21 protein-coding genes are annotated in these 22530 nt (G+C 58.2%); 9 read left to right on the top strand and 12 right to left on the bottom strand.

Features of this window, described 5'->3' with window-relative positions; genetic code table 11:
• Nucleotides 1-226: 226 nt before the first annotated feature.
• From preA to ACR0AA_RS06295, 3 genes are all read right to left on the bottom strand, one after another.
• Nucleotides 227-1531: an NAD-dependent dihydropyrimidine dehydrogenase subunit PreA gene (gene preA / locus ACR0AA_RS06305; RefSeq protein ID WP_480661328.1), complete on the bottom strand. Its 1305-nt coding sequence runs from the start codon at nt 1529-1531 to the stop codon at nt 227-229.
• Nucleotides 1532-1576: 45 nt separating this feature from the next.
• On the bottom strand, nt 1577-2911 hold the full coding sequence (locus tag ACR0AA_RS06300; RefSeq protein ID WP_480661327.1) for an NAD(P)-dependent oxidoreductase: 1335 nt from the start codon (nt 2909-2911) through the stop codon (nt 1577-1579).
• Nucleotides 2912-3070: 159 nt separating this feature from the next.
• Nucleotides 3071-3703 (bottom strand): cupin domain-containing protein, encoded by a 633-nt coding sequence (locus ACR0AA_RS06295; RefSeq protein WP_480661326.1) that lies wholly within the window; start codon nt 3701-3703, stop codon nt 3071-3073.
• A gap of 173 nt (nt 3704-3876) precedes the next feature.
• On the opposite strand from ACR0AA_RS06295, the gene ACR0AA_RS06290 reads away from it, so the two are divergent.
• The 3 genes from ACR0AA_RS06290 (at nt 3877) to ACR0AA_RS06280 (ending at nt 6951) form a co-directional block, all read left to right on the top strand.
• Nucleotides 3877-4872, top strand: a complete 996-nt coding sequence (locus tag ACR0AA_RS06290; RefSeq protein ID WP_480661325.1) for a hypothetical protein — start codon at nt 3877-3879, stop codon at nt 4870-4872.
• Between the two features lie 72 nt (nt 4873-4944).
• Nucleotides 4945-6237 (top strand): O-acetylhomoserine aminocarboxypropyltransferase/cysteine synthase family protein, encoded by a 1293-nt coding sequence (locus ACR0AA_RS06285; protein WP_480661324.1) that lies wholly within the window; start codon nt 4945-4947, stop codon nt 6235-6237.
• A gap of 3 nt (nt 6238-6240) precedes the next feature.
• On the top strand, nt 6241-6951 hold the full coding sequence (locus ACR0AA_RS06280) for a GNAT family N-acetyltransferase (protein WP_480755679.1): 711 nt from the start codon (nt 6241-6243) through the stop codon (nt 6949-6951).
• A 2-nt stretch (nt 6952-6953) separates the two neighbouring features.
• On the opposite strand, the gene ACR0AA_RS06275 is transcribed toward ACR0AA_RS06280, so the two are convergent.
• Complete coding sequence (locus ACR0AA_RS06275) at nt 6954-7649, bottom strand: SIMPL domain-containing protein (protein WP_480661322.1); 696 nt, start codon at nt 7647-7649, stop codon at nt 6954-6956.
• Nucleotides 7650-7858: 209 nt separating this feature from the next.
• On the opposite strand from ACR0AA_RS06275, the gene ACR0AA_RS06270 reads away from it, so the two are divergent.
• Nucleotides 7859-9754 carry a hypothetical protein gene (locus ACR0AA_RS06270; RefSeq protein WP_480755678.1) on the top strand — a complete coding sequence of 632 codons (1896 nt, stop codon included), beginning with the start codon at nt 7859-7861 and terminating at the stop codon, nt 9752-9754.
• A gap of 55 nt (nt 9755-9809) precedes the next feature.
• On the opposite strand, the gene hppD is transcribed toward ACR0AA_RS06270, so the two are convergent.
• Nucleotides 9810-10907: a 4-hydroxyphenylpyruvate dioxygenase gene (hppD, locus tag ACR0AA_RS06265; RefSeq protein WP_480755677.1), complete on the bottom strand. Its 1098-nt coding sequence runs from the start codon at nt 10905-10907 to the stop codon at nt 9810-9812.
• 146 nt (nt 10908-11053) lie between these two features.
• Here hppD and ACR0AA_RS06260 point away from each other — a divergent pair, with 146 nt between their 5' ends.
• The gene (locus ACR0AA_RS06260) at nt 11054-11509 is read left to right on the top strand and encodes an Lrp/AsnC family transcriptional regulator (protein WP_239337826.1); all 456 of its coding nucleotides are present in this window, start codon (nt 11054-11056) and stop codon (nt 11507-11509) included.
• Nucleotides 11510-11528: 19 nt separating this feature from the next.
• On the top strand, nt 11529-13409 hold the full coding sequence (locus ACR0AA_RS06255; protein WP_480661318.1) for a monovalent cation:proton antiporter-2 (CPA2) family protein: 1881 nt from the start codon (nt 11529-11531) through the stop codon (nt 13407-13409).
• A gap of 28 nt (nt 13410-13437) precedes the next feature.
• Here the strand turns inward: ACR0AA_RS06255 and cobT are convergent, their stop codons facing one another.
• A complete protein-coding gene (gene cobT / locus ACR0AA_RS06250) occupies nt 13438-14451 on the bottom strand; it encodes a nicotinate-nucleotide--dimethylbenzimidazole phosphoribosyltransferase (protein WP_480661317.1) in 1014 nt (337 codons plus the stop codon).
• A 79-nt stretch (nt 14452-14530) separates the two neighbouring features.
• Here cobT and cobS point away from each other — a divergent pair, with 79 nt between their 5' ends.
• On the top strand, nt 14531-15295 hold the full coding sequence (cobS, locus tag ACR0AA_RS06245) for an adenosylcobinamide-GDP ribazoletransferase (RefSeq protein WP_480755676.1): 765 nt from the start codon (nt 14531-14533) through the stop codon (nt 15293-15295).
• Here the strand turns inward: cobS and ACR0AA_RS06240 are convergent.
• From ACR0AA_RS06240 to ACR0AA_RS06215, 6 genes are all read right to left on the bottom strand, one after another.
• Nucleotides 15292-16062, bottom strand: coding sequence for a potassium channel family protein (locus ACR0AA_RS06240; protein WP_480661315.1), 771 nt, complete (start codon nt 16060-16062; stop codon nt 15292-15294). The genes cobS and ACR0AA_RS06240 overlap by 4 nt on opposite strands.
• 113 nt (nt 16063-16175) lie before the next feature.
• On the bottom strand, nt 16176-16691 hold the full coding sequence (locus tag ACR0AA_RS06235) for a CarD family transcriptional regulator (RefSeq protein WP_480661314.1): 516 nt from the start codon (nt 16689-16691) through the stop codon (nt 16176-16178).
• A gap of 284 nt (nt 16692-16975) precedes the next feature.
• Nucleotides 16976-17314, bottom strand: a complete 339-nt coding sequence (gene fdxA / locus ACR0AA_RS06230) for a ferredoxin FdxA (protein WP_480661313.1) — start codon at nt 17312-17314, stop codon at nt 16976-16978.
• Between the two features lie 66 nt (nt 17315-17380).
• Nucleotides 17381-17746 (bottom strand): RNA-binding S4 domain-containing protein, encoded by a 366-nt coding sequence (locus ACR0AA_RS06225; RefSeq protein ID WP_480661312.1) that lies wholly within the window; start codon nt 17744-17746, stop codon nt 17381-17383.
• A 6-nt stretch (nt 17747-17752) separates the two neighbouring features.
• Entirely contained in the window at nt 17753-20572 is a 2820-nt protein-coding gene (locus tag ACR0AA_RS06220; RefSeq protein ID WP_480755675.1) for a helicase-related protein, read from the bottom strand.
• Nucleotides 20573-20594: 22 nt separating this feature from the next.
• Nucleotides 20595-21164 (bottom strand): tetratricopeptide repeat protein, encoded by a 570-nt coding sequence (locus ACR0AA_RS06215; RefSeq protein ID WP_480661310.1) that lies wholly within the window; start codon nt 21162-21164, stop codon nt 20595-20597.
• A gap of 70 nt (nt 21165-21234) precedes the next feature.
• Between ACR0AA_RS06215 and ACR0AA_RS06210 the strand changes: the two genes are divergently transcribed.
• On the top strand, nt 21235-21525 hold the full coding sequence (locus tag ACR0AA_RS06210) for an SCP2 sterol-binding domain-containing protein (protein WP_480661309.1): 291 nt from the start codon (nt 21235-21237) through the stop codon (nt 21523-21525).
• Nucleotides 21525-22502 carry an alpha/beta fold hydrolase gene (locus ACR0AA_RS06205; RefSeq protein ID WP_480661308.1) on the top strand — a complete coding sequence of 326 codons (978 nt, stop codon included), beginning with the start codon at nt 21525-21527 and terminating at the stop codon, nt 22500-22502. Before ACR0AA_RS06210 ends, ACR0AA_RS06205 begins: the two co-directional genes overlap by 1 nt.
• Nucleotides 22503-22530 lie beyond the last annotated feature (28 nt).

Genomic DNA, 22530 nt, shown 5'->3' with positions numbered 1-22530 from the left:
TGACTTAGCTGGCACTCAGCTAAGCAAGGTATTCTTTTTGAACGTTTTTCCCGCCGGGCGGAAACTCACCCTTTGGTTATAGATAATAATTAATAGCGGACCATTGGGGCTTTTACCGGGCAAACATACCGCTGTCATTTCGAAGGACGAACAAATGTGTCAACGGAAATTCGGCTCCCCAAAAAGGGCCAACATTTGCCAGCCCTTTGTTGTTTTTGCAGTCGACCTACTCGGCGGCTTTTGCCATCGGGTTGTTCGGATGGGTTGTCCAGTTCGCGTATTCCGGCTGAACTTCCCGTCCGGTACGCGGATCGACCTCTCCGGCCTCCATTGGCACCATCGAGATACACCCGTCTACCGGGCAGACATCCACGCATAGGTTACAGGCGACGCATTCGTCATCCATAACCTCGAACACCCGGTCTTCGGACATCGAGATCGCCTGGTGGCTGGTGTCCTCACAGGCCGCGTAGCACCGGCCGCATTTGATGCACTGATCCTGATCAATCTTGGCTTTGGCCACGTAGTTCAGGTTCAGATACTGCCAGTCGGTGACGTTCGGAACAGCCAGGCCAACGATTTCAGAGACGTCTTTGTAACCTTTTTCATCCATCCATTTGGATAGGCCAGCCGTCAGTTCGTCGATGATCTTGAACCCATAGGTCATGGCCGCGGTGCAAACCTGAACGGTGCCGCATCCCAATGCCATGAACTCTGCCGCATCGCGCCATGTGGTCACGCCACCGATACCCGAGATCGGCAGGCCATGCGTGGCCTGCGCCCGCGAAATCTCGGACACCATGGATAGAGCGATCGGCTTCACCGCCGGACCACAATACCCACCGTGGCTGCCCTTGCCGTCAATTGACGGTTCCGGGCTAAACGTGTCCAAATTGACGCTGGTGATCGAGTTGATCGTGTTGATCAGTGACACAGCATCCGCACCACCATTTTTAGCAGCTTCGGCGGGCTTGCGGATATCGGTAATGTTTGGCGTCAGCTTCACGATGACCGGACGGTCATAGTATTGCTTGCACCAGCGGGTCACCATTTCGATGTATTCCGGCACCTGCCCCACGGCCGATCCCATTCCGCGTTCGCTCATCCCGTGAGGGCAACCGAAATTCAGCTCAATCCCGTCTGCGCCGGTCTCGGCCACGCGCGGCAGGATGGCTTTCCAAGCCTCTTCCTCGCACGGCACCATGATCGAGGCGATCAGCGCGCGGTCCGGGTAGTCAGCCTTGACCCGGGCCATCTCCTCGAGGTTCACCTCAAGCGGCCGGTCGGTGATGAGTTCGATGTTATTCAGCCCCAGCAACCGACGGTCAGCCCCGTAAATTGCCCCATAGCGCGGGCCATTCACGTTCACGACCGGCGGCCCTTCGGATCCCAGCGTTTTCCACACAACTCCGCCCCATCCAGCCTCGAATGCGCGGCGCACATTGTATTCCTTGTCCGTCGGCGGCGCGGACGCCAGCCAGTAGGGGTTCGGGCTTTCTATTCCCAGAAAGTTTGTCTTCAAATCAGCCATTTATCCGGCCTCCCTGATGCGATTCAGCATCCATGTTTTTGTGTTTCACGCGGTCAGACTTGCGTGGATATCCATCGCGGCGTCACGACCTTCGGCCACTGCTGTCACGGTCAGGTCTTCTCCACCTGCCGCGCAGTCGCCACCCGCCCAAACACCGGCCATCGATGTGCGCCCGGCCTCATTCACAGCAATCTTGTTGCCATCCAGCTTTAGCCCCTCAGGCGCGCCATCCAGCTTTTGCCCAATGGCCTTGAGCACCTGATCAGCGGGCACGCGGATCATCTCTCCGGTGCCGGAAAGCTGACCGTCCTGACTGGAAGTATACTCCAATTCGATCTCGGCCGCTGCCCCGTTTCCATGAACAGCCACGGGCTGCACGTTGGTCATGATCTTGACGCCGTGCGAGGACGCGAGATCCTGCTCATACCGGCTGGCCCCCATGGCATCCCGGCCACGGCGGTAGGCGATCGTGACATGTTCAGCGCCCAGCAGTTTCGACTTTACCGCAGCGTCCACTGCGGTCATTCCGCCGCCGATCACCACGACATTGCGGCCCACCGGCAGATGCGACAGGTCCGAGGCTTGCCGAACGTCCGAGATGAAATCGACCGCGTGGCGGACACCGTCCAGATCAGCACCCTGCGCTCGCAAGGCGTTCACCCCGGCAAGGCCGATAGACAGGAAGACGGCATCGTAATTCTCAACCAGACCGTCCAGCGAGACGCCTTCACCCAGCACAGAACCCGTTTCAATCGAGATCCCGCCGATTTTCAGCAACCAGTCGACCTCGGCCTGGGCAAAGTCGTTGGTCGATTTATACGCAGCGATCCCGTATTCGTTCAGACCGCCGGGTTTGGGGCGACTTTCGTGGATTACTACGTCATTACCCAGCATCGCCAGCCGATGCGCACAGGCCAGGCCTGCTGGCCCTGCCCCGATCACGGCAACCGTTTTGCCCGTGGGCGCAGCCCGCTCAAACGGGTGATCTCCGGCCACCATGACACTGTCTGTCGCGTAGCGCTGCAGACGACCGATCTCAACCGGCTGCCCTTCTGCAGTTTCGCGCACACAGGCCTCTTCGCACAATGTCTCAGTGGGACAAACGCGGGCGCACATGCCGCCCAGAATGTTCTGCGCCAGAATGGTCTCGCCCGCAGCTTCGGGTTGGCCAGCCTGTATCTGCCGCATGAACAGCGGAATATCGATATCCGTTGGACAAGCCGTCACACATGGCGCGTCGTAACAAAAATAGCACCGATCTGCTGCCACAGCCGCCTCATGCGCGGCCAGAGGCGGATGCAGATCCGTGAAATTCGAGGTCAGCTCATCGCTGGACAGCCGCCCGGAGACAATGCCGGAGGCAATCTGGCCCTGTGCCATCACTCTACTCCCTGTAGATATGTTCGTTATGACCTCAGCTTGCCACAATCTGATTTTTTATCAATTGGTAAAATTTGCCAAATGGTCAAAAAATCAAAAAACCGCGCATCGAGGCGCGGTTTTCAGCTGGTTTCGCCTGTTTTTCACGCAAATGGATGTTCAAATCATTTCGGACAAGTGACCGGATTTCACCCAGATACGCGCTCCTGACGACCCAGCGACGGCGTTGGACTGCGTTCCGGGCGGCAATCTCAGCCAATCCCAGGTCGCAAATTCTTCACCAGATTCCTGAAGCCCGCCCTCAATCACGAACAGTTCCAGACCCTGAGCTGCATCCAGATCCAGTGTCTCACCCGGTTCCAGATTAAGAACACGAACCTCTTCATGTTCGTCCTTAAAAAGCCGAACCGTGCCTTCACCATTGATCGAGCGGCGCAGTTCGGTCCGGTCTTCGGGGTCGAACTGGTGCAGCTTGACCAAGATCGTCGCGCCCTCTTTGGCCGACGGCGTGTGGGAAGATGTCGGAGGATTGCGAACATAGCTGCCAACAGGAAAGTCACCGGTTTCGTCCTGAAAAACACCATCCAGCACCAGATACTCTTCGCCCCCGTCATGGGTATGCGGGGCAAATGCGCTACCCGGGGCGAAACGAACGATAGTTGTGGCCCGCGCCACCTCTTCGCCAATACGATCGAGCATTTTGCGCTCGACACCAGCGGCAGGTGACGCGACCCATTCGCTCTGGTCGAAATGAACTGCGACCCGCTTGGTGAAATCCGCGTTGACCCTCATAAGCCCTCTCCTTTGCACGCCCAAAGCATTACATGGGATCGCCTCGACCGTTTTCAAATTTCCCGTCTGGAAAATCCTTCACATCTGGTTTTGACGACCCGCGCTGCGTACTGTACGTCGAGGACAAACCGAGCAGCGCCGGAATTCGGCAGGAAAATTCTGAAAGTGACCCGATGAAGGCCAACGACCAGAAATTTAACATCGTCATCATCGGGCAAAACAATCGGCTTCAATACGAGGCCCTGTTATTCGCCGCGTCTTTGCGGCACAGCAGCCCCGATTTTGCCGGTCGATTACTTGTTGCTGTTCCCCAACCCGGGCCGCGCTGGCCACAGGACCCCAGCATTCAAAATGAGGACGTTCTCAAGGCCCTGCGCCAGTTGGATGCTGAGATATTGCCATTCGACAACACGGTTTTCGGTAACAGCTATCCGCATGGCAACAAGATTGAAGCGCTTCTGGCCATGCCCGAGGGCGAACCGTTTGTTTTTTTTGACAGCGACACGCTGATCACCGGTGACCTCAACAGTGTGCCCTTTGATTTCGATCGCCCTGGCGCCTCACTGCAGGTTGAAGGCACCTGGCCCAAGCCCACTCTCTACGGCCCCGGATTTGATGGCATCTGGAGCGCGCTCTACCGGAGGTTCGGACTGGATTTCGAAAGCTCGCTGGATACCAGTCAACCGTTGGATTACTGGCGGCGCTATCTGTACTTCAACGCCGGGTATTTCTTCTATTCCTGCCCGCGAAAGTTCGGCGCGCGTTTTCTGGAATATGCCCGCACGATCCGGGATGGGGATATTCCGGAACTGGCAGGCCAGAACCTTGATCCGTGGTTGGATCAGGCCGCTCTGCCGTTGGTCCTCCATTCTTTTGGCGGCGGCCGTGATGCCCTGCCCCCGGGCCTGCTGGATGGCTCCGTCAGTTGTCACTACCGGCTGTTTCCGCTGCTCTACGCCCGTGAAAGCGATCACGCGGTCGAGGTGCTGGAAACCGTTGTGGCACCAAACCGGATCAAGAAGGTGCTCAAGGGCTATGACCCGATCAAGAAGCTGGTTATTCAGCGCAAGGGCCACAAGATCCGGGCACTGTTCGACCGTGAAAACCTGCCCCAGCGCGAGCAGGTCATTCGCAATCAGATACGCAGCAAAGGCCTTTGGATGCGTTGACAGGATTGTTGTGCGCGCGGGCCCAATCGCCTAGAGATTCAGCAACACACATTCCAACAGGAGATTTCCAAGATGTCTGACGGCCCTACCTACGGTTTTGACACGCTTCAAATTCATGCGGGCGCGCGGCCCGATCCGGCAACTGGCGCACGTCAGACACCTATCTACCAGACCACGGCCTACGTATTCCGCGACGCAGACCACGCGGCCGCTTTGTTCAACCTGCAAGAGGTTGGCTTCATCTATTCCCGCCTGACCAACCCGACCGTGGCCGTACTGCAGGAACGCATCGCCACGCTGGAAGGTGGTGTCGGCGCGGTGTGCTGTTCTTCGGGCCACGCGGCACAGATCATGGCGTTGTTCCCGCTGATGGGACCGGGCTGCAACGTGGTGGCTTCGACCCGTCTGTACGGCGGCACGGTTACGCAGTTCAGCCAGACCATCAAACGGTTCGGTTGGTCGGCGAAGTTCGTCGACACCGATGATCTGGACGCCGTGAAGGACGCCATAGATGAAAACACCCGCGCGGTGTTCTGCGAGTCCATCGCCAACCCCGGTGGTTATGTCACCGATATCCGCGCTTTGGCCGATGTGGCTGACGCTGCGGGCATTCCGCTGATCGTCGACAATACCTCGGCCACGCCTTACCTGTGCCGCCCCATTGAACAGGGCGCGACGCTGGTGGTGCATTCGACCACAAAGTACCTGACCGGCAACGGTACCGTCACCGGCGGTTGCATCGTGGATTCAGGCAAGTTCGACTGGTCGGCAAATGACAAGTTCCCCTCGCTGAGCGAGCCGGAGCAGGCTTATCACGGCCTGAAATTCCATGAGACCTTCGGCCCGCTTGCCTTCACCTTCCACGGGATTGCTATCGGCCTGCGCGATCTGGGTATGACGATGAACCCACAGGCGGCGCATTACACGCTGCTGGGCATTGAAACGCTGTCCTTGCGGATGGAGCGTCACGTCGAAAACGCGCAAAAGATTGCGGCCTGGCTTGAGGCAGATGACCGCGTGGAATACGTCACCTATGCTGGCCTGCCCTCCTCGCCCTATCACGAACGGGTCAAGGCGCATTACAAGAAGGGCGCGGGTGCGCTGTTCACCTTCGCGGTCAAAGGCGGCTATGACGCTTGCATCAAACTGGTCAACGCGCTGGAAATCTTCAGCCACGTGGCCAACCTGGGCGATGCACGGTCGTTGATCATCCATTCAGCCTCGACCACGCACCGTCAGTTGACGCCAGAGCAGCAAGAAGCCGCAGGCGCGAGCCCGAACGTTGTGCGTTTGTCTATTGGCATCGAAGACGCAGATGACCTGATCGCGGATTTGGACCAGGCGCTGGCCAAAGCATCGGCCTGACAGATGAGCGGGCACGATACCAACGATCTGGGCCAACCCATCGGACTGCCGGTGTCAGGCGACTTCCCTCGCCCGACCCCGCCTTATACGCCGATGGGCGGCCGCCATTGTTCCGTCGTGCCGCTGGACGTGAACCGGCACGCGCCCGGATTGTTCCGGGCGTTTGCCAACGACACGGATGGCCACAATTGGACTTACCTGCCCTATGGCCCGTTCGACAGTGAACACGCGTTTGAAGATTGGGCGCGTGCAAACTGTATGGACGCCGATCCAATGTTTCACACAGTACTGGACAGCAACGAAACACCCGTCGGCATGGCTTCGTTCCTGCGGATTGAACCCGCGGCGGGAGCGATTGAGGTCGGGCACATCCACTTCTCGCCCCTGCTGCAACGGAAACCTCAGTCGACAGAAACCATGTTCCTGATGATGCGCCGCGTCTTCGACGAGTTGGGATATCGTCGCTATGAATGGAAATGCGACGCACTAAACACGCCGTCATGCCGGGCGGCCGAGCGGTTGGGTTTCACCTACGAAGGCACATTCCGACAGGCTACGCACTATAAAGGCCGCAATCGGGATACTGCTTGGTATTCCATCATCGACAGCGAATGGCCCCGTATCCGCAGCGCTTTCGAGGCGTGGCTATCACCGGACAATTTCGATCAGACGGGCCAACAACGACAACCGCTGATAGCCCGCGCCAACACCTGAGATCACTCAGAGATTTCGAATTCCATCGTAACGGTGACCGAAACGGAAACCTCTCCGCCAGCGACCGGTACGCCACCCGCTTCTGCGGCGCTGAATTCACGCATCATAGCCACGGGACGAACTCCGCCGACCTGTTCGCTGATCTCCTGAACCGGTCCGAGCGTCACGTTTGCCGCCTGTGCAAGCTGTTCGGCCTTGGCCGTTGCTTCTGCAACCGCATTGGCCCTCGCCCGCGCTTCCAGCGGCTTGGGATCTTGTACACCAAAGCTCAGCCCGCCAAAGTCATTGGCGCCGTCCTGAATAACTGCGTCCATGATCGTTCCAAGCTGCGACAGGTCACGAACGCGGACGAAAACGCGATTCGATGCAACAAAGCCGGAAATCTCCGGCCGATCTCCGGTCGAGCTGTTCCGATTGTTCCAAACCGGCGACAAAGACACATCACGGGTCTGCACGTCGCGCGTTTCGATCCCAAGCTCTTGCAGGCGATTCAGCACCTGCGCCACGGCGTCCGATGTGGCTTTCATGGCGTTCGACGCCTGCGCGTCCTCATTGGTGACGCCCAGCGTTATGGTCGCCATGTCAGGCGCGGCCTGCACAGTTCCCGCAGCGTCAACAGTGATGCGACGTTCTTCCGCATGGGCGAGGCCGGCCACCGACATCGACAATACTGCGGCCAGAAAAGCGATTTTATTCAAGGTCTTCCCTCCGATTTGCTTTGTCCCAACATGGGGTGGCGGTGGTCTGCCGAACAAGGGGAAAGACCGGCTTTTTCTTTCCCTCGGCGGGATCCTGCTTTAATGTCACTCTGCGAACGAACAGTCGTTTGCACAGATGCTGACAATTATGGTTCTTCCGGATTATGAAACCCGCCTTTGCGCTGTCTTTTTCTAGCACCGGAATATCCTTGCACCACCATTCGGACGACGATTGGTTCTGCGTTGGCGAGGTCTCTCTGGATGCGCCGGACCTGAATACGCAGATCGTCGCATTGCGAGACAAAGGCTTTGCCCTCGAAAACGACCTGAACTGCAAGCTGGTTATCCCAACGGATCAGGTGCGATTTCTGTCCATAACGACCGACGGGCTTGGCCCCAAAGAAAGCGCCGACAAAGCGCGCGCCGAACTGGCCGATGCCACGCCTTACGAACTGGATGAATTGGCCTTTGACACAGCGACAGATGGTCCGGTCATCCATGTAGCGGCGGTTGCCAAACAAACCCTGGAAGAAGCGCGGAGCTTTGCGACTGAGCATGGGTTTGTCCCCGTTCAATACAGCACCCTGGTCGAAGGACAGGACTTCCCGTCTGAACCCACGTTCCACGTCGACGATGCGAACACCCCGACGGTAGCTGAGCCAGACGAGGTAGAAGCACCCTCTGCCAACGAACCCGGCCCCGCCGTTCATGCAATTGCCGAATCCGAGACCCCGACAGAATTTCGCTCCGCCCCGACGGTGAAGTCCCCAGCCAACGCACCTGCAACTCAGCCCATCACTCGGTATGCCATTCCTGCGGCTGCGGCCTGTGTGATCGTTGGCATTGCCGCGGCCATATGGTCACTGACAGGTCCCGACGATGAGGAACTTACCGCAGCGGACACCGTTCAGGTCGAGGATACCGAGTCAGCCGTTGAACCCTTGGCCAGTGACACCCAGATTACCCAAGCAGCGCCGGAACCAGAGGTAGTCGACGAGCCGGAAATTGCGGTCATTACCCCACCGGAAGCCCAGCAACCTGCGCCGGATGAAGAAGCGGCACTGGATCTTGTCGAGGAAACGGCTCCGGACCTGAGCGCCACCGACGCCGCGATCCTAGAGGCGCTGAATGTTGCGCCGACCGCCGTCGAACAGGTCGAGCAAGACGCCGAGCCTCAGCAATCTGCAACGCAGACAAGTATCGAGATTACCGCTCCAGGCCCTCTGCCTGACCCGATACTGGCACCGCCCGAAGACCTGTATCTTGCAACACTGGACAAACCAGACCTGTCGCAGGACGCCGTGGCGCTGCCCCCTGTCAGCAGTTTTGAAACCGACCTGCCGTTCGAACAGTCCGCGCTGCCTGCGCAAGCTGGTGCTCAATTCGATCTGGACGAACGCGGCCTGGTCACGCCCAGTGCCGATGGAACACTGAACCCCGACGGGGTTGTTGTTTATCTGGGCCGTCCAGCCAAAGTTCCTCCGGCCGTTCCGGTCAGGTTCGAACAGGAACCAATTGAGGAAGACCCAGCAGACCGGCTGGCGCAATACCGCCCAAAACCACGGCCCAGTAACCTGTTGGAAAGCTTTGAGCGCCAGCAACTGGGCGGGCGCACGCGCGAGGAACTGGCTGTACTGCGCCCGAAATTGCGCCCCGCGTCCGTGCAGGAAGAGACCGAGGTTGATCACACGCCGACCGCTTTGGCTGTCGTTCGGGTACCACGACCCAAAACGCGACCCGCCGGGCTTGCGCCGCCGACCAGCACTCAGACCGCTAATCTTGGGTCGACCGCTGCGATTGATCAAAGCTCCGATGAGCCAGGGTCTTTCCAACCGAAAAGCGTTGCGCCCAAAATACCCTCGACCGCTTCGGTGGCACGACAGGCGACGATCGACAATGCGATCAACCTGCGTAAACTGAACCTGATTGGTGTCTACGGCACCCCGGCCAACCGGCGCGCCCTGGTCCGGTTGCCGAGTGGCCGGTACAAAAAGCTGAAAGTCGGAGACAGGCTGGACGGCGGCAGCGTCATCGCCATCGGTGACAGCGAGCTGCGATATCAAAAGCGTGGCAAGAACGTGACCTTGAAGATGCCTCGAAGCTAAAGGCACAAAAAAGGCGGCCTAAATGACCGCCTTTCACATGATTCAAGAAGAACTTTTAAGCGGCTGAAATTTCACCGCTTTCGATCTGCTCGCGCTCGATGGATTCGAACAGAGCCTGAAAGTTCCCTTCGCCAAAGCCATCATCGCCTTTGCGCTGGATGAACTCGAAAAAGATCGGGCCAATCACGGTTTTCGAGAAGATTTGCAGCAGTATCCGCGTCTCTCCACCATCCAGAACGCCCTCGCCATCGATAAGAATGCCGTGCTTCATCATCCGGTCCAAAGGTTCTTCATGGTCCGCGACGCGGTCTTTGGACATCTCGTAATACGCCTCGTTCGGGCCCGGCATGAACTTCAGACCTTTTTCGGCAATCGCGTCGGTCGACGCGTAGATGTCTTCGCTGCCGACGGCGATGTGCTGAATACCTTCACCTTTGTATTTCTTCAGGTAAGATACGATCTGCCCGGTTTCGCCCCGGTCTTCGTTGATCGGAATGCGGATACGGCCGCAGGGCGACGTCAGCGCGCGGCTAAACAGGCCAGTGAACTTGCCCTGAATGTCGAAGAACCGGATTTCGCGGAAGTTGAACAGGTCCTCGTAGAACTTGAACCACTTGTCCATATTGCCCTTGTAGACATTGTGGGTCAGGTGATCGAGGTAATAGAACCCATCCCCGCGCGGCTTCGACTGAGTGGTCCAGTTGAACTCGTGATTGTAAGGCGATGTTTCATAATACTGATCGATGAAATAGATCAGCGATCCACCGATGCCCCTGATTGCCGGAACGTCCATGGTTTTGTCAGCCGCTTCGTAGGGTTCAGCCCCTTTAGCCACCGCGTGCTCATAGGCCTTTTGCGCATCCACAACACGCCATCCCATCGCGGGCGCGCAGGGTCCGTGCTCTTCTACGAACTTGGCTGCGAAGCTTTCCGGATCGGCATTCAGGATGTAAGTTACATCGCCCTGCTGCCACAGCTCAACGAGGGGTTTGTCCTTGTGGTGCCCGACCAATTCAAACCCCATTTTCGCGAAAAGATCGCGCAGTTCCTGAGGCTCGGGATGGGCGAATTCGACAAACTCGAACCCATCGGTTCCGGCCGGGTTTTCAGGGCTGATAACAGATTTCGGGGCGTTGTGCGGGAAAGGACCCATGGCGCGTCTCCGTAAAAACAGGAATTTCTTTGCTGATTCCAAAATACGCCTTATCAAGCGCTGTTTCTGCGCATAGTTTTCGTGTAAACTGCATACATGCGCGCAAATCACGCACGAAATTAAGAAATTTTGGAGAAATTCCGCATATGCTGGATTCCACCGATACGCGTTTGCTGTCTGCCCTGCAAAAGGACGCCCACCTGACCGCGCATCAACTGGGCGAAATGCTGAACCTTTCCCCAAGTCAGGCCGGGCGTCGACGTCAACGGTTAGAGGCCGAAGGCTACATCACTGGTTATGCCGCTCGGCTGGACCCACTGAAACTGGGGCTGCAGGTTCAGGGCTTTATTCAGGTGCATCTGGGCACCCACGGCCCAGAACAATCCGAAAGCTTTGCCCGCATGGTAAACACCCGCCCCGAGATCACCAGCGCCTGGACGATGACCGGCGAGGCAGATTACCTGCTGCATGTCTATTGCGACGATCTTTCCGCGCTCAATCGCTTGCTTCACCAAGTGATACTGCCGCATCCTGCAGTGGCACGGGTGCACAGCCAGATCGTGATGGACCAACTTAAACGCGACGCACCGTTGCCCACCTGACCGGACCGAGAGGACAGACATGGACGATTTCCTTTACCAGGCTTCAATCTATCTGGCTGCCGCCGTGATAGCAGTGCCGTTGTCGGCACGTCTGGGGTTAGGGTCAGTTCTGGGCTATCTGGCTGCTGGCATTGTCATCGGTCCCGTTTTTGGACTGGTCGGCGCCGAGACTGAAAGCCTGCAGCATGTGGCCGAATTCGGCGTCGTCATGATGCTGTTCCTGATCGGGCTTGAGCTGGAACCAAGGGCGCTATGGGACATGCGGGATCGGCTACTGGGTCTTGGGGGCCTGCAGGTTCTGCTGTCCACAGCCGCGATCGCCGCTGTAGCCATGTATGCAAACCACCCGTGGTCCGTCGCTTTGGCTGTCGGGTTGACCCTGTCTCTGTCCTCGACCGCGATTGTTCTGCAGACCCTTTCGGAAAAGGGACTTATGCAGACAAATGGCGGTCGGGCCACGTTCTCGGTGCTGCTGACCCAGGATATCGCTGTCATTCCAATTCTGGCCTTGCTGCCGCTACTGGCTCTGCCAGCAATTCCCCATCTCGAAAGCGACGGCTCGATTGATCGAGGTACGGGCGCAGCGCATGACGCGGCTCATCACAGCCTGTCTCTGGTCGAAGGCTTGCCGGGCTGGGCCGTCACGTTGGTTACGATTGGCGCGGTTGCCTTTGTCATTCTGGCGGGCATCTACCTGACACGCCCCCTCTTCCGCTTCATACACGCCACGCGCCTGCGCGAGATGTATACGGCGCTGGCGCTGATGATCGTCGTGGGCATTTCCTTCCTGATGACCCTTGTTGGACTTTCCCCTGCCCTTGGCGCGTTTCTGGCGGGCGTTGTTCTGGCCAGCTCGGAGTTCCGGCACGAAATGGAAAGCGATCTTGAACCGTTCAAGGGACTGTTTCTTGGGCTGTTTTTCATCACCGTCGGCGCTGGCATTGATGTCGGGTACTTTTTCAACGACCCGCTTGACCTGATCGGGCTGGCACTGCTGGTCATATTGGCCAAAGGGATCATTCTGTTTCTGGTCGGGCGCGCATTCCGGTTGCGCGGCCGGGATCACTGGCTGTTCACGTTGGGCTTGGCTCAGGCGGGCGAGTTTGGCTTTGTCCTGCTGGCCTTTTCGACCCAGCAGAACGTCATTCCTCCGGATCTGTCCCAAAAGCTGCTGATGATCATCGCGCTGACCATGCTGATCACACCGCTTTTGTTCATCATCTACGACCAGCTATCGCGCCGTATCGGTGACGGCGTTCCTCAGGCCGAGCCGGATGAGATCGACGAAAAAGGCCCGGTCATCATCGCGGGGATTGGGCGTTTTGGTCAGATCGTAAACCGGCTGGTCCGGGCCAGCGGATTCAAGACAGTTGTGCTGGACCATGATATCGAGACGATCCAACTGATGCGCCGATTTGGCGTCAAAGGATTCTTAGGCGACCCGACACGGCCCGAGTTGCTGCGCGCCGCTGGAATTGAAAAGGCGGCCGTATTGGTGGCCGCAATGGATGACCCCAAACAGGTCACACGACTGGTCGGCTATGCCCGCCGCCAACGCCCCGACCTGCATATCGTGGCACGGGCGCATGATCGCACCCATGTCTACGAGCTGTATCAGGCCGGTGCAAACGACATTGTGCGTGAGATGTTCGACGGGTCGCTACGGGCGGGCCGCTATGTCCTGGAGAACATTGGACTGAGCGAATATGAGGCCGCGCAGGCCGAGCAGACCTTTTACCACCATGACCGGTCTTCTGTGCGTGATCTGGCTGAATTGTGGATTCCCGGTATGCCAACCGCAGACAACAAGAAGTACATTGAACGCGCGCAGCAGCTTGAGAAAGACCTTGAGACCGAATTGCTGGAACTGGCCGAAAAACACGCGAAGAAATCGGCCTGACCCGTTTTTGCGGATCAGGCCATTTTGATCAGCCGTCCGAAACGCCCGCTTCGGCAAATGTCGCCATACCGGAATGGCACGCGACAGCGCTTTTGAGGATGTTGATGGCCAGCGCCCCGCCCGAGCCTTCGCCCAGTCGCAGCCCAAGGCTCAACAGCGGTTCCTTTCCAAGTTTGGCCAGCACAGCACCGTGCGCCCCTTCGGCGCTTTGGTGGCCTGCGACGGTGTGATCCAGCGCGCCCTCGGACGCATCGGCCAGGCAGGTCGCAGCAGCCGAACAGATAAAGCCATCCAGAATGACCGGAATACGCAGGGCACGGGCTGCAGCGATGGCACCGGCCATGGCCGCGATTTCACGCCCACCCAGACAGCGTAGGATTTCCAGCCCATCGCCGGATCCGCCATGCAGGGCCACACCTTCGGCCACGACGCGGGTTTTATTGGCCAGACCAGCATCGTCGACACCGGTACCGCGACCGGTCCAGTCCGCGGCCTCACCGCCGAACAAAGCACAAGCGATGGCAGCCGCCGGGGTGGTGTTGCCGATCCCCATCTCGCCAACCACCAGCAAATCCGCGTCAGGGTCGACAGCTGCCCACCCTACACGCAGCGCCTCCAGCAGTTCATCCTCGGACATGGCCGGGCCAGTGGTGAAATCTGCAGTTGGCCGGTCCAGATCCAGCGCGTGGACATCCATCGTCGCACCGGCCGCCTTGGCCAGTTGGTTGATCGCCGCGCCGCCATGTTCAAAGTTCATGACCATCTGCACGGTCACTTCTGGTGGAAAAGCCGATACGCCCTGTGCAGTAACGCCATGATTGCCAGCAAAAACGATGACTTGCGGGGCAGAGATCTGCGGCCGGGCATCCCCACGCCAGCCAGCGTACCAAATCGCCAGATCCTCTAGCCGTCCCAATGCGCCAGGGGGTTTCGTCAGTTGTCCGTTTCGGTCAGCGGCGCCCTGTAGCGCGTCGCCATCCGGTCCCGGCGCGTTCTTCAGAGCTTCTCGGAGAGTATTCAGGTCATTCAGTTCGGGCAGCATCCAAAGCCTCGTTGCATCAGAGTGGTCCTGTGTGTTTAACCGAAGCGTCCGAACCAACAAGACCCCGAAAGGCGCGAGAGTGAACAAAAACGACACCAAACTCTTTTCCGCGTGGGATTTTCCGCTGTCGCTGGTGCTGCTGACGCGCCTGCCGATACCGCGCCTGCCGGAAAACGTGTTTTCAAGGCAAGCCAACGCGGCCTGGGCTTTTCCACTGGTGGGGCTGGTGGTCGGCCTTCTGGCCTGCGCTTTCGGCTGGGCAGTTATGGCTGTTGGCCTGCCCGCAGTGGCTAGCGCGGCGATCCTGGTGGCGGGTCTGGTCATAGCTACGGGAGCAATGCACGAGGACGGGCTTGCAGACACGGTCGACGGTTTTTGGGGCGGTTTCACCACCGAGCGTCGGCTGGAAATCATGAAAGACAGCCATATTGGTGCCTACGGTGTCCTGACTCTGATCTTCACGCAATTGCTACGCGTCGCATTGATTGCAGCCCTACTGGCCGCAAGCGAATACGCAGGAATTCTGGCGGCCTGCGTCATTTCTCGCGCATTCATGCCGATGCTTATGTCCGTGCTGCCGAACGCCCGAAACAGCGGATTGAGCCATTCGGTCGGAGGCCCAAAGGCCGAAACTGCAGCAATTGGTTTCGGCCTTGCTTTTGGCTTGTCCTTATTGCTGCTTGGATCAAGCGCTTTGATCCCCACTGTTTTTTCGGCTCTGGCCGTCGGTTGCCTTGCTATGCTGGCCAAAGCCAAAATCAACGGTCAGACAGGGGATGTACTGGGCGCATCACAACAACTGGCAGAGCTTACGTTTTTGGCTGCAGTGACCGCAGCGATCTAACTCGTCCCACCGGTTTCAATCCTAAGCGTTTCGCCACAATGTTTGCAGTGCACTGCATCGGGGTCGTGCCGGTACAGGCCGCAATTTGCGCACCTGTGGCGCACTTTCTGCGGCATGAAGATTGCCTGGGCCAACCGGACGAACAACGCCACGCCGACAATCATGATAAAGACCGAAAACAGCTTTCCCGCGGGCGTGGCCAGAGTGATATCTCCGAACCCGGTCGTGGTTAGAGTGGCCATGGTGAAATAGAGCGCGTCGATATAAGCGTTCGGACTATTTTCGGGGATGAAGAACACCAAAACCGCCGTCGAGGTGGCGAATACGAAGACCAACAGGTTGATCGCTGCAATTACCGCGTCCTCATGCGTGCGAAAGAAATCGCTGTCGCGCCGCAAATCCCTGAGCAAATGATAGGAATGGATCAGACGCAAAGCACGCAAGATTCGCAGGAACGCCAGGTTCCACGGCAAAAAAAGATCAACCAGAAGAGAAACGATCACAACTATATCGGCCAGCGTGTAGATTTTGCGCAGCAACTTCCACCGATCTTTCGCAATCCACATCCGTGCAGAAAAATCCAGAACGATGAAAAACCCTATGATCAGACTGGCAACTGTGAAACCCAGACCGTGCTCGCCCCTAGCTGTGGCCACGAAGAAAATGATTGTGACCGCATCAAACAAGATCAGGACATACCGAAACCAGACCGAAATCGGGTCGTGCCCAACATACAGATACTTAACTGTTTGCTTCAAATTCACCATCTACGTGCCTCTGCCTATTGGGAAATTAACGGCAATTCAGACATTCACCAAGCCGCGAACACAAAAAAGCCGCCCCCTTTCGAGAGCGGCTTGGACATTGAAAACTGTTGCGGTTACGCGGCAGCAGCGCGCGAGGTCAGAACCTCATCAACCTGCTTGGCAGCAGACACTTCATCGGCACCGGAAACAGCAGCGACTTCGCGGGTCAGACGCTCCAGCGCGGCTTCGTACAGCTGACGCTCAGAGTAGCTCTGCTCGCGTTGGTCATCGGTGCGGTGCAGGTCACGAACAACTTCTGCGATGGAGATCAGGTCACCCGAGTTGATTTTCTGCTCGTATTCCTGTGCCCGGCGCGACCACATGGCGCGTTTCACCTTGGCCTTGCCCTTCAGCGTTTTCATCGCCTGGCTGATAACGTCCGGCGAGCTAAGCGAGCGCAGACCGGATTCCGTGACCTTATTGGTCGGCACCCGCAGGGTCATCTTGTCTTTCTCAAAGGAAATGACAAACAGCTCGAGTGAGTATCCCGCGACTTCCTGCTCTTCGATCGAGATGATCTGACCCACGCCATGGGCGGGGTAGACAACATAGTCGTTCGGGCGGAACTCAAGCTTTTTCGACTTAGACATACAGGTTCATCCTTGGTTACGAGAGCGAGGATCAGACAACAAAATACCCCAAACCGTGCCATCATCAGGCCCGGTCAGGCTGTGAATTTGTCAAAAAATCAGAACTCCAAAGTGTGCATACTTACGGAGTCATCCCCATCTCATTCATCATTCAGCTTCCGAGTATATCACAAAATTGCGACGCCCGAAAGGCCAGCGCCCCTGAACCTTAGAAAGCCTGATGTTTTTCAGGGGCATACGTCTTGAATTGGCAATTGAACCTACCGGTTCAATGAGCGAATCGCTTAGCCACCTTCGCCGGGTGCTTCAGAGAAATACTTCTCCATCTTACCCTCTTCACCGTCGCGTTCTTCTGCACCGGGCAAAGGGTCTTTTTTGGTCACGATCACCGGCCACTGTTCCGAATACTTCCGGTTGAACTCAACCCATTGATCCATGCCCGGTTCGGTGTCGGGGCGGATGGCGTCGGCGGGGCATTCCGGTTCGCACACGCCGCAGTCAATGCATTCATCGGGATGAATGACCAGTGTGTTCTCACCTTCATAGAAACAGTCCACCGGGCATACTTCGACGCAGTCGGTGTATTTGCAGGCGATGCAGTTTTCGGTGACAACATAGGTCATTGTGGGATTCCCATTAGCGGTTTGGGCGTCTAGCTAATCCAGTATTATACTGTCTTCAAGGGCGGATCAGCCCTCTTTGGTGCGAGAAAGATCAAGCGCGCGTCGATCTTTCTTAGTCGGACGACCTTTTCCCTCAAATCCCGGATTTTTGGAAGGCACGTCCTTCTTTTCCGTCATATCAGAGTACAACGTCTGCGCCTCGGGTGCCGGGCCGCGGCGATCGCCCAACTTCTCAACCCGTACAACCCGCACGATACGGCCCTGCGGGAAGGTCAGAACATCACCGGGGGCCACGGCCTGCGCCGGTTTCAAGACCCGGTTTCCGTTCAACCTGACGTGGCCACCGCTGACCTGCTTGGCGGCCAGGCTGCGGGTCTTGAAGAACCGCGCCTGCCACAACCATTTGTCGATCCGCAGCTTGGCCTCGGCCATAGGCGTTTAGTTACCGTCTTTCAAACCCATCAGCGCTGCTGCGAACGGGTTATCCGGATCGATCGCCTTTTCCTTCCGGGGTGGACGGGACGAGAAGGTCTTACCACCTTGCGGTTTTCCACCCTTCTTGCCCTGTGGCTTACCGCGGCCGTCCTGAGGCTTGCCACGCGGCTTGCCTTTGCCCTGCCCCTGACCCTGCCGCTGTTCACGTCTCGGGCCTCGATTGGCCTGACGCGGACGACCCCAGGTGAAGGTATAAAATACCTCAACCTCAGTCTCATCCGAAGTGGGAGCCTCGGCTGCCGCCTCCGTGCTTTCGATGGCCTCGGCTGCTGCCTCGGCGGGTACGGCGACCTCTTCAGTCGCGGCCTCGGGTGCCGGTGTTTCTGCGTCGGCAGGTTGTTCGGTCGCTTCTACCGCGGGCTCTTCGGCCTCAACCGATGCCGCCTTCACCTTTTCACGCTCACCGCGCTCGGCTTTGTAGCCCAGGCCCTGCATCAGGTCTGCGAACTGTTCAAGCGTCATGCCGGTGATCGACAGCATGTCAGGCTTGGCCTCGAACCCGCCCCGGCTGTCTTCTGCGCGCAGCATGTCGGCCAGACGCTCCAGCATATCGATACGGATGGAACGTTCGCCTGCATCGCGGTAGCCGCACATGGTGTCGTAGCCCTCGGGCGCATCCTTGGCGAACGGAACCGTGACCAGACCCGGAGGTGGCGCATCGGGGAATTCCTGCAGACCGCCGGCCAGTGCCCACAGTACCAGACGCAGACGCGTCGGGGCGGGCTTCAGCAGCAGCGGCATGAAGATGGTGAACTGGCCAAACCGGATACCGTGCTTGCGCAATGCGCCACGGGCGTCCTGATCCAGATCCTTGACCTCTTGCGCGACTCCCGCACGGGGCAGAACACCAAGCGCCTCGACCATACGGAAGGCAAATCCTTTGGCCAGGCCCGACAGTTCTTCATCCCGCGACAGATTCAGCAGCGGTTCGAACAGAGCGGCCACTTTGCGGTCGATGAAGTGCTGCAGGCGGCGCTGCACTTTCTGCTCGACTTCAGGGCCTGCGGCCTCATCCACAAACACCTCGACCATCGGCTTGAGTGGCTCTGCCCCGGCAACCAGCTTGCCGACGGCATATTCGCCCCACATCAGGCCACCCTGATCGGTAAAATCAATTTCGGTATCGGGCGCATTGTAGAAACGGTCGGCACGCAGATGGAATTGCGGCGCGAGTGCTTGCAGGGAAGCCGTTTTCAAAGCTTTCGCCTCGGTTCCTTGCGCGCTTTTGTCCGGGATAAACCGGAACCCTTCCAGACGACCGACGAATTCTCCTTCGACGGTCACTTCACCCTTGTCATTTACTTCGGCCAAAAGGGCCTCCTTCTGTTTGAGCCGGCGCAGCAACACAGATGTGCGCCGGTCCACAAATCTTTGAGTCAAACGATCGTGCAGAGCGTCCGACAGCCTGTCTTCTACAGTGCGCGTTTCGGCGCGCCAATGCGATTCGTCACGGACCCAGCCGTTTCGTTGCGCAACATATGTCCAAGTGCGAATATATGCCAACCTTTTGGACAACGCATCAATATCTCCGTCCGTTTTATCGATACGGCGGATTTGCCGCGCCATGAAATCATCTGGGATCGAACCGCGTTCGTGCAAGTGGCCGTAGATAACTTCGAGCAAGCTGGCGTGCTCGGAGTGACTGATACCGCGAAAATCGGGGATTCGGCACACATCCCACAACAATCGGATCGATGGACCGTCACTGGCGCGCGCCGCAACCTCTGCAACTTGCGAGAGCGATTTCAGCACATTCAGGTCGTCCGCAGGACGCGCCTTGATCAGATGTTCGCTGTCCGGGCTAACCTCAAGGGAGGCAATCAGGGCCTCAACCGAGCCAAACCGCAGGGCGGCATTCCGCCAGTTCAGCTTTTTCATCGGCGTAAACCGGCTGTCCATAATCGCCTGCGCGACACCTTCGTCCAGCGGCGGGGCCTCACCGGTCACGCCAAAGGTTCCGTCCGACATGCCTCGCCCCGCCCGACCGGCAATCTGAGCCAGTTCGTTTGGCGCAAGCGGGCGCATCCGCCGGCCATCGAACTTGGTCAGCGACGAGAACGCCACGTGGTTCACATCCAGGTTCAAGCCCATCCCAATCGCATCCGTTGCGACCAGATAGTCGACCTCACCGTACTGATAGAGGTCTACCTGCGCGTTCCGGGTCCGTGGGCTGAGCGCCCCCATGACCACTGCCGCACCGCCCTTTTGACGGCGCAGCAGTTCGGCAATGGCATAGACGTTTTCGACCGAAAATCCGACAATGGCACTGCGCGGGGGCATCCGGCTGATCTTTTTCGAGCCGGAATAGACCAGCTGCGACATCCTCTCGCGGCGCACGAACTGTGCCTCGGGGACAAGCGCCGAGATCGGGCCGCGCATGGTATCGGAGCCCAGGAACAAAGTTTCACTGGTGCCTCGCGAACGCAGCAGGCGGTCGGTGAAAACGTGGCCACGTTCGGGGTCAGCACAAAGCTGGATTTCGTCGATGGCGACGAAATCCGCCCCCATGCCTTCGGGCATCGCCTCAACCGTACAGACCCAATACTGAGTGCGCGGCGGTACGATCCGTTCTTCTCCAGTTACCAACGCCACAACCGACGGCCCCCGGATCGCGACGATCTTATCATAGACCTCGCGTGCCAGCAGACGCAGCGGCAGGCCGATCACACCAGTCCGGTGCCCCAGCATCCGCTCGATCGCGTAATGGGTTTTACCTGTGTTAGTCGGGCCAAGTACGGCCACGATTCGGGATGACCCGCTCACCTTTGCCCCCTGCCCCGGTTCTTTAGAGGGCCGAGCCCTCGACCTGAGGCTTCAGTCGATTCACGGCATTGGTTACTTCTTCGTGATGGGGATGTATAGCCAAAGCACGGTCATAGGCTTCCAGAGCTTTGTCGGGCTGACCGATGATCTCGAAAATCAGGCCCAATCCGTAGATGGCCTCGTAATTGTTCGGGTTCAGCGTCAGCGCATGCTCCAGATCGGCTGCGGCCATGCCGAAACGATCGATCCCGAAGAACACGGACGCCCGAACATGCCAACCTTCGGCAAATTGAGGCGCGTGATCCGTTAACGCCGTCAGATGCTCAATTGCGGCTTGTGTGTCCCCATCATCCAGCGCCTCTCGACCACGCTCCAGCAGTAAATCTGCCGAGGCTGATCCGGATTGCGCCCACAACGCCTTGAGCTGGCGATCAATGTTGATCGACTGTTCGGGGGTTGCCTGCGACAATTGCTGCAATAGCTGTTCCTCATCCCGGGAATCCGCCGTTTGTGCAGAACAAGGGAAGGAAAACGTGACTAGAAGCGCTGTTGCCGCAACGATACCTTTGAGATTGGTGCTTGCAATGCTCATAACAACGTTCAGTGTAGCGCAGCGCCCGTGGATGTCCATTCCCGGCGCACAAAACATAGTGAGGAGAATCATGAGCGACACTCTGGAAAAAGCCGCAGCCGCATTGAACGAAAAACTGTCGGGCGGCGATTTTAGCGCATCGGCAAAATTTGCCATCGCCGATCTGGGCTCGATCGTTCTGGACGCAAGCGGTGCGCGCGTCAGCGACGAAGACACCGACGTGACCATGAGCGCGGATGCCGAGACGTTCGAACAAATCCTCAGCGGTGAACTGAACCCAACCGGTGCCTTCATGTCCGGCAAGTTGACCGTAGATGGCGACATGGGCGTGGCCATGCAGCTGGCGTCGGTGCTGGCCTGATGAAACTGTCGCCGGCCCCTTTCTTTGATGACATGGCCGGCGTCCCCGCCGGTGGTAAAGCCCATTGGCTGAACACAGCGGACGATACACGCATTCGGGTTGGCCACTGGCTGCCCGAAGGCGATGCCTGCGGCACGGTTATGATGTTCCCCGGCCGTACTGAATACATCGAGAAATATGGCGACGCCTCTGCCGAGTTTACCGGCAGGGGATTTGCCTTTTTGGCCGTCGACTGGCGCGGTCAGGGCTTGGCGGACCGGCTGTTGGATGATCCCAGGATTGGTCACGTCGACAAGTTCACGGACTATCAAAAGGACGTCCAGGCCACCCTGGATCTGGCGACCGAGCTTAACCTGCCAAAGCCATGGTTCGTCATTGGACATTCCATGGGCGGTGCAATCGGCCTGCGCGCCGCGTTGGAGAAGAACTGTTTCGCAGCCTGCGCGTTTACCGGACCGATGTGGGGCATCTTCTTCACACCGATCATGAAGCCGCTCAGCCGTCTGACTGCCTATTGGGGGCCCCGGATCGGGTTGGGGGAAAAAACTCCACCCACCACGTCTTTGGAGAGCTACGTCGCATCCCAATGCTTTGAAGGCAATGTGCTGACCCGCGATCCGGCAATGTTCCAGATGATGAAGGACCAGTTGGCCGCACATCCTGAACTTGCCCTTGGCGCGCCTTCGACAATCTGGTTGCGCGAGGCGTTGGATGAATGCGCTTGGTTGATGGAACAAACAGCTCCTGAAACTCCCAGTCTGACCTTCCTGGGCAGCCATGAACAGATCGTCGACCGCAAGGCTATTCGCGCCCGCATGGCGAACTGGCCCAGTGGCACTTTGGTCGAAATCCCTGATGGCGAGCACGAAGTTCTGATGGAGGCGCCCGATGTGCGCGGGCCGGTCTTTGACCAACTGGCCGCTCATTTCAAGGCCGCGTTGCCTGATGCGGTGCCGGAACCGGTTCTGTCTTCTTAGGTCAGAACATGCACCGCTTGTGATCCCC

It is taken from the genome of Ruegeria sp. CE8 (assembly GCF_056537465.1).
This window is presented reverse-complemented; position numbering and strand designations above follow the sequence as displayed.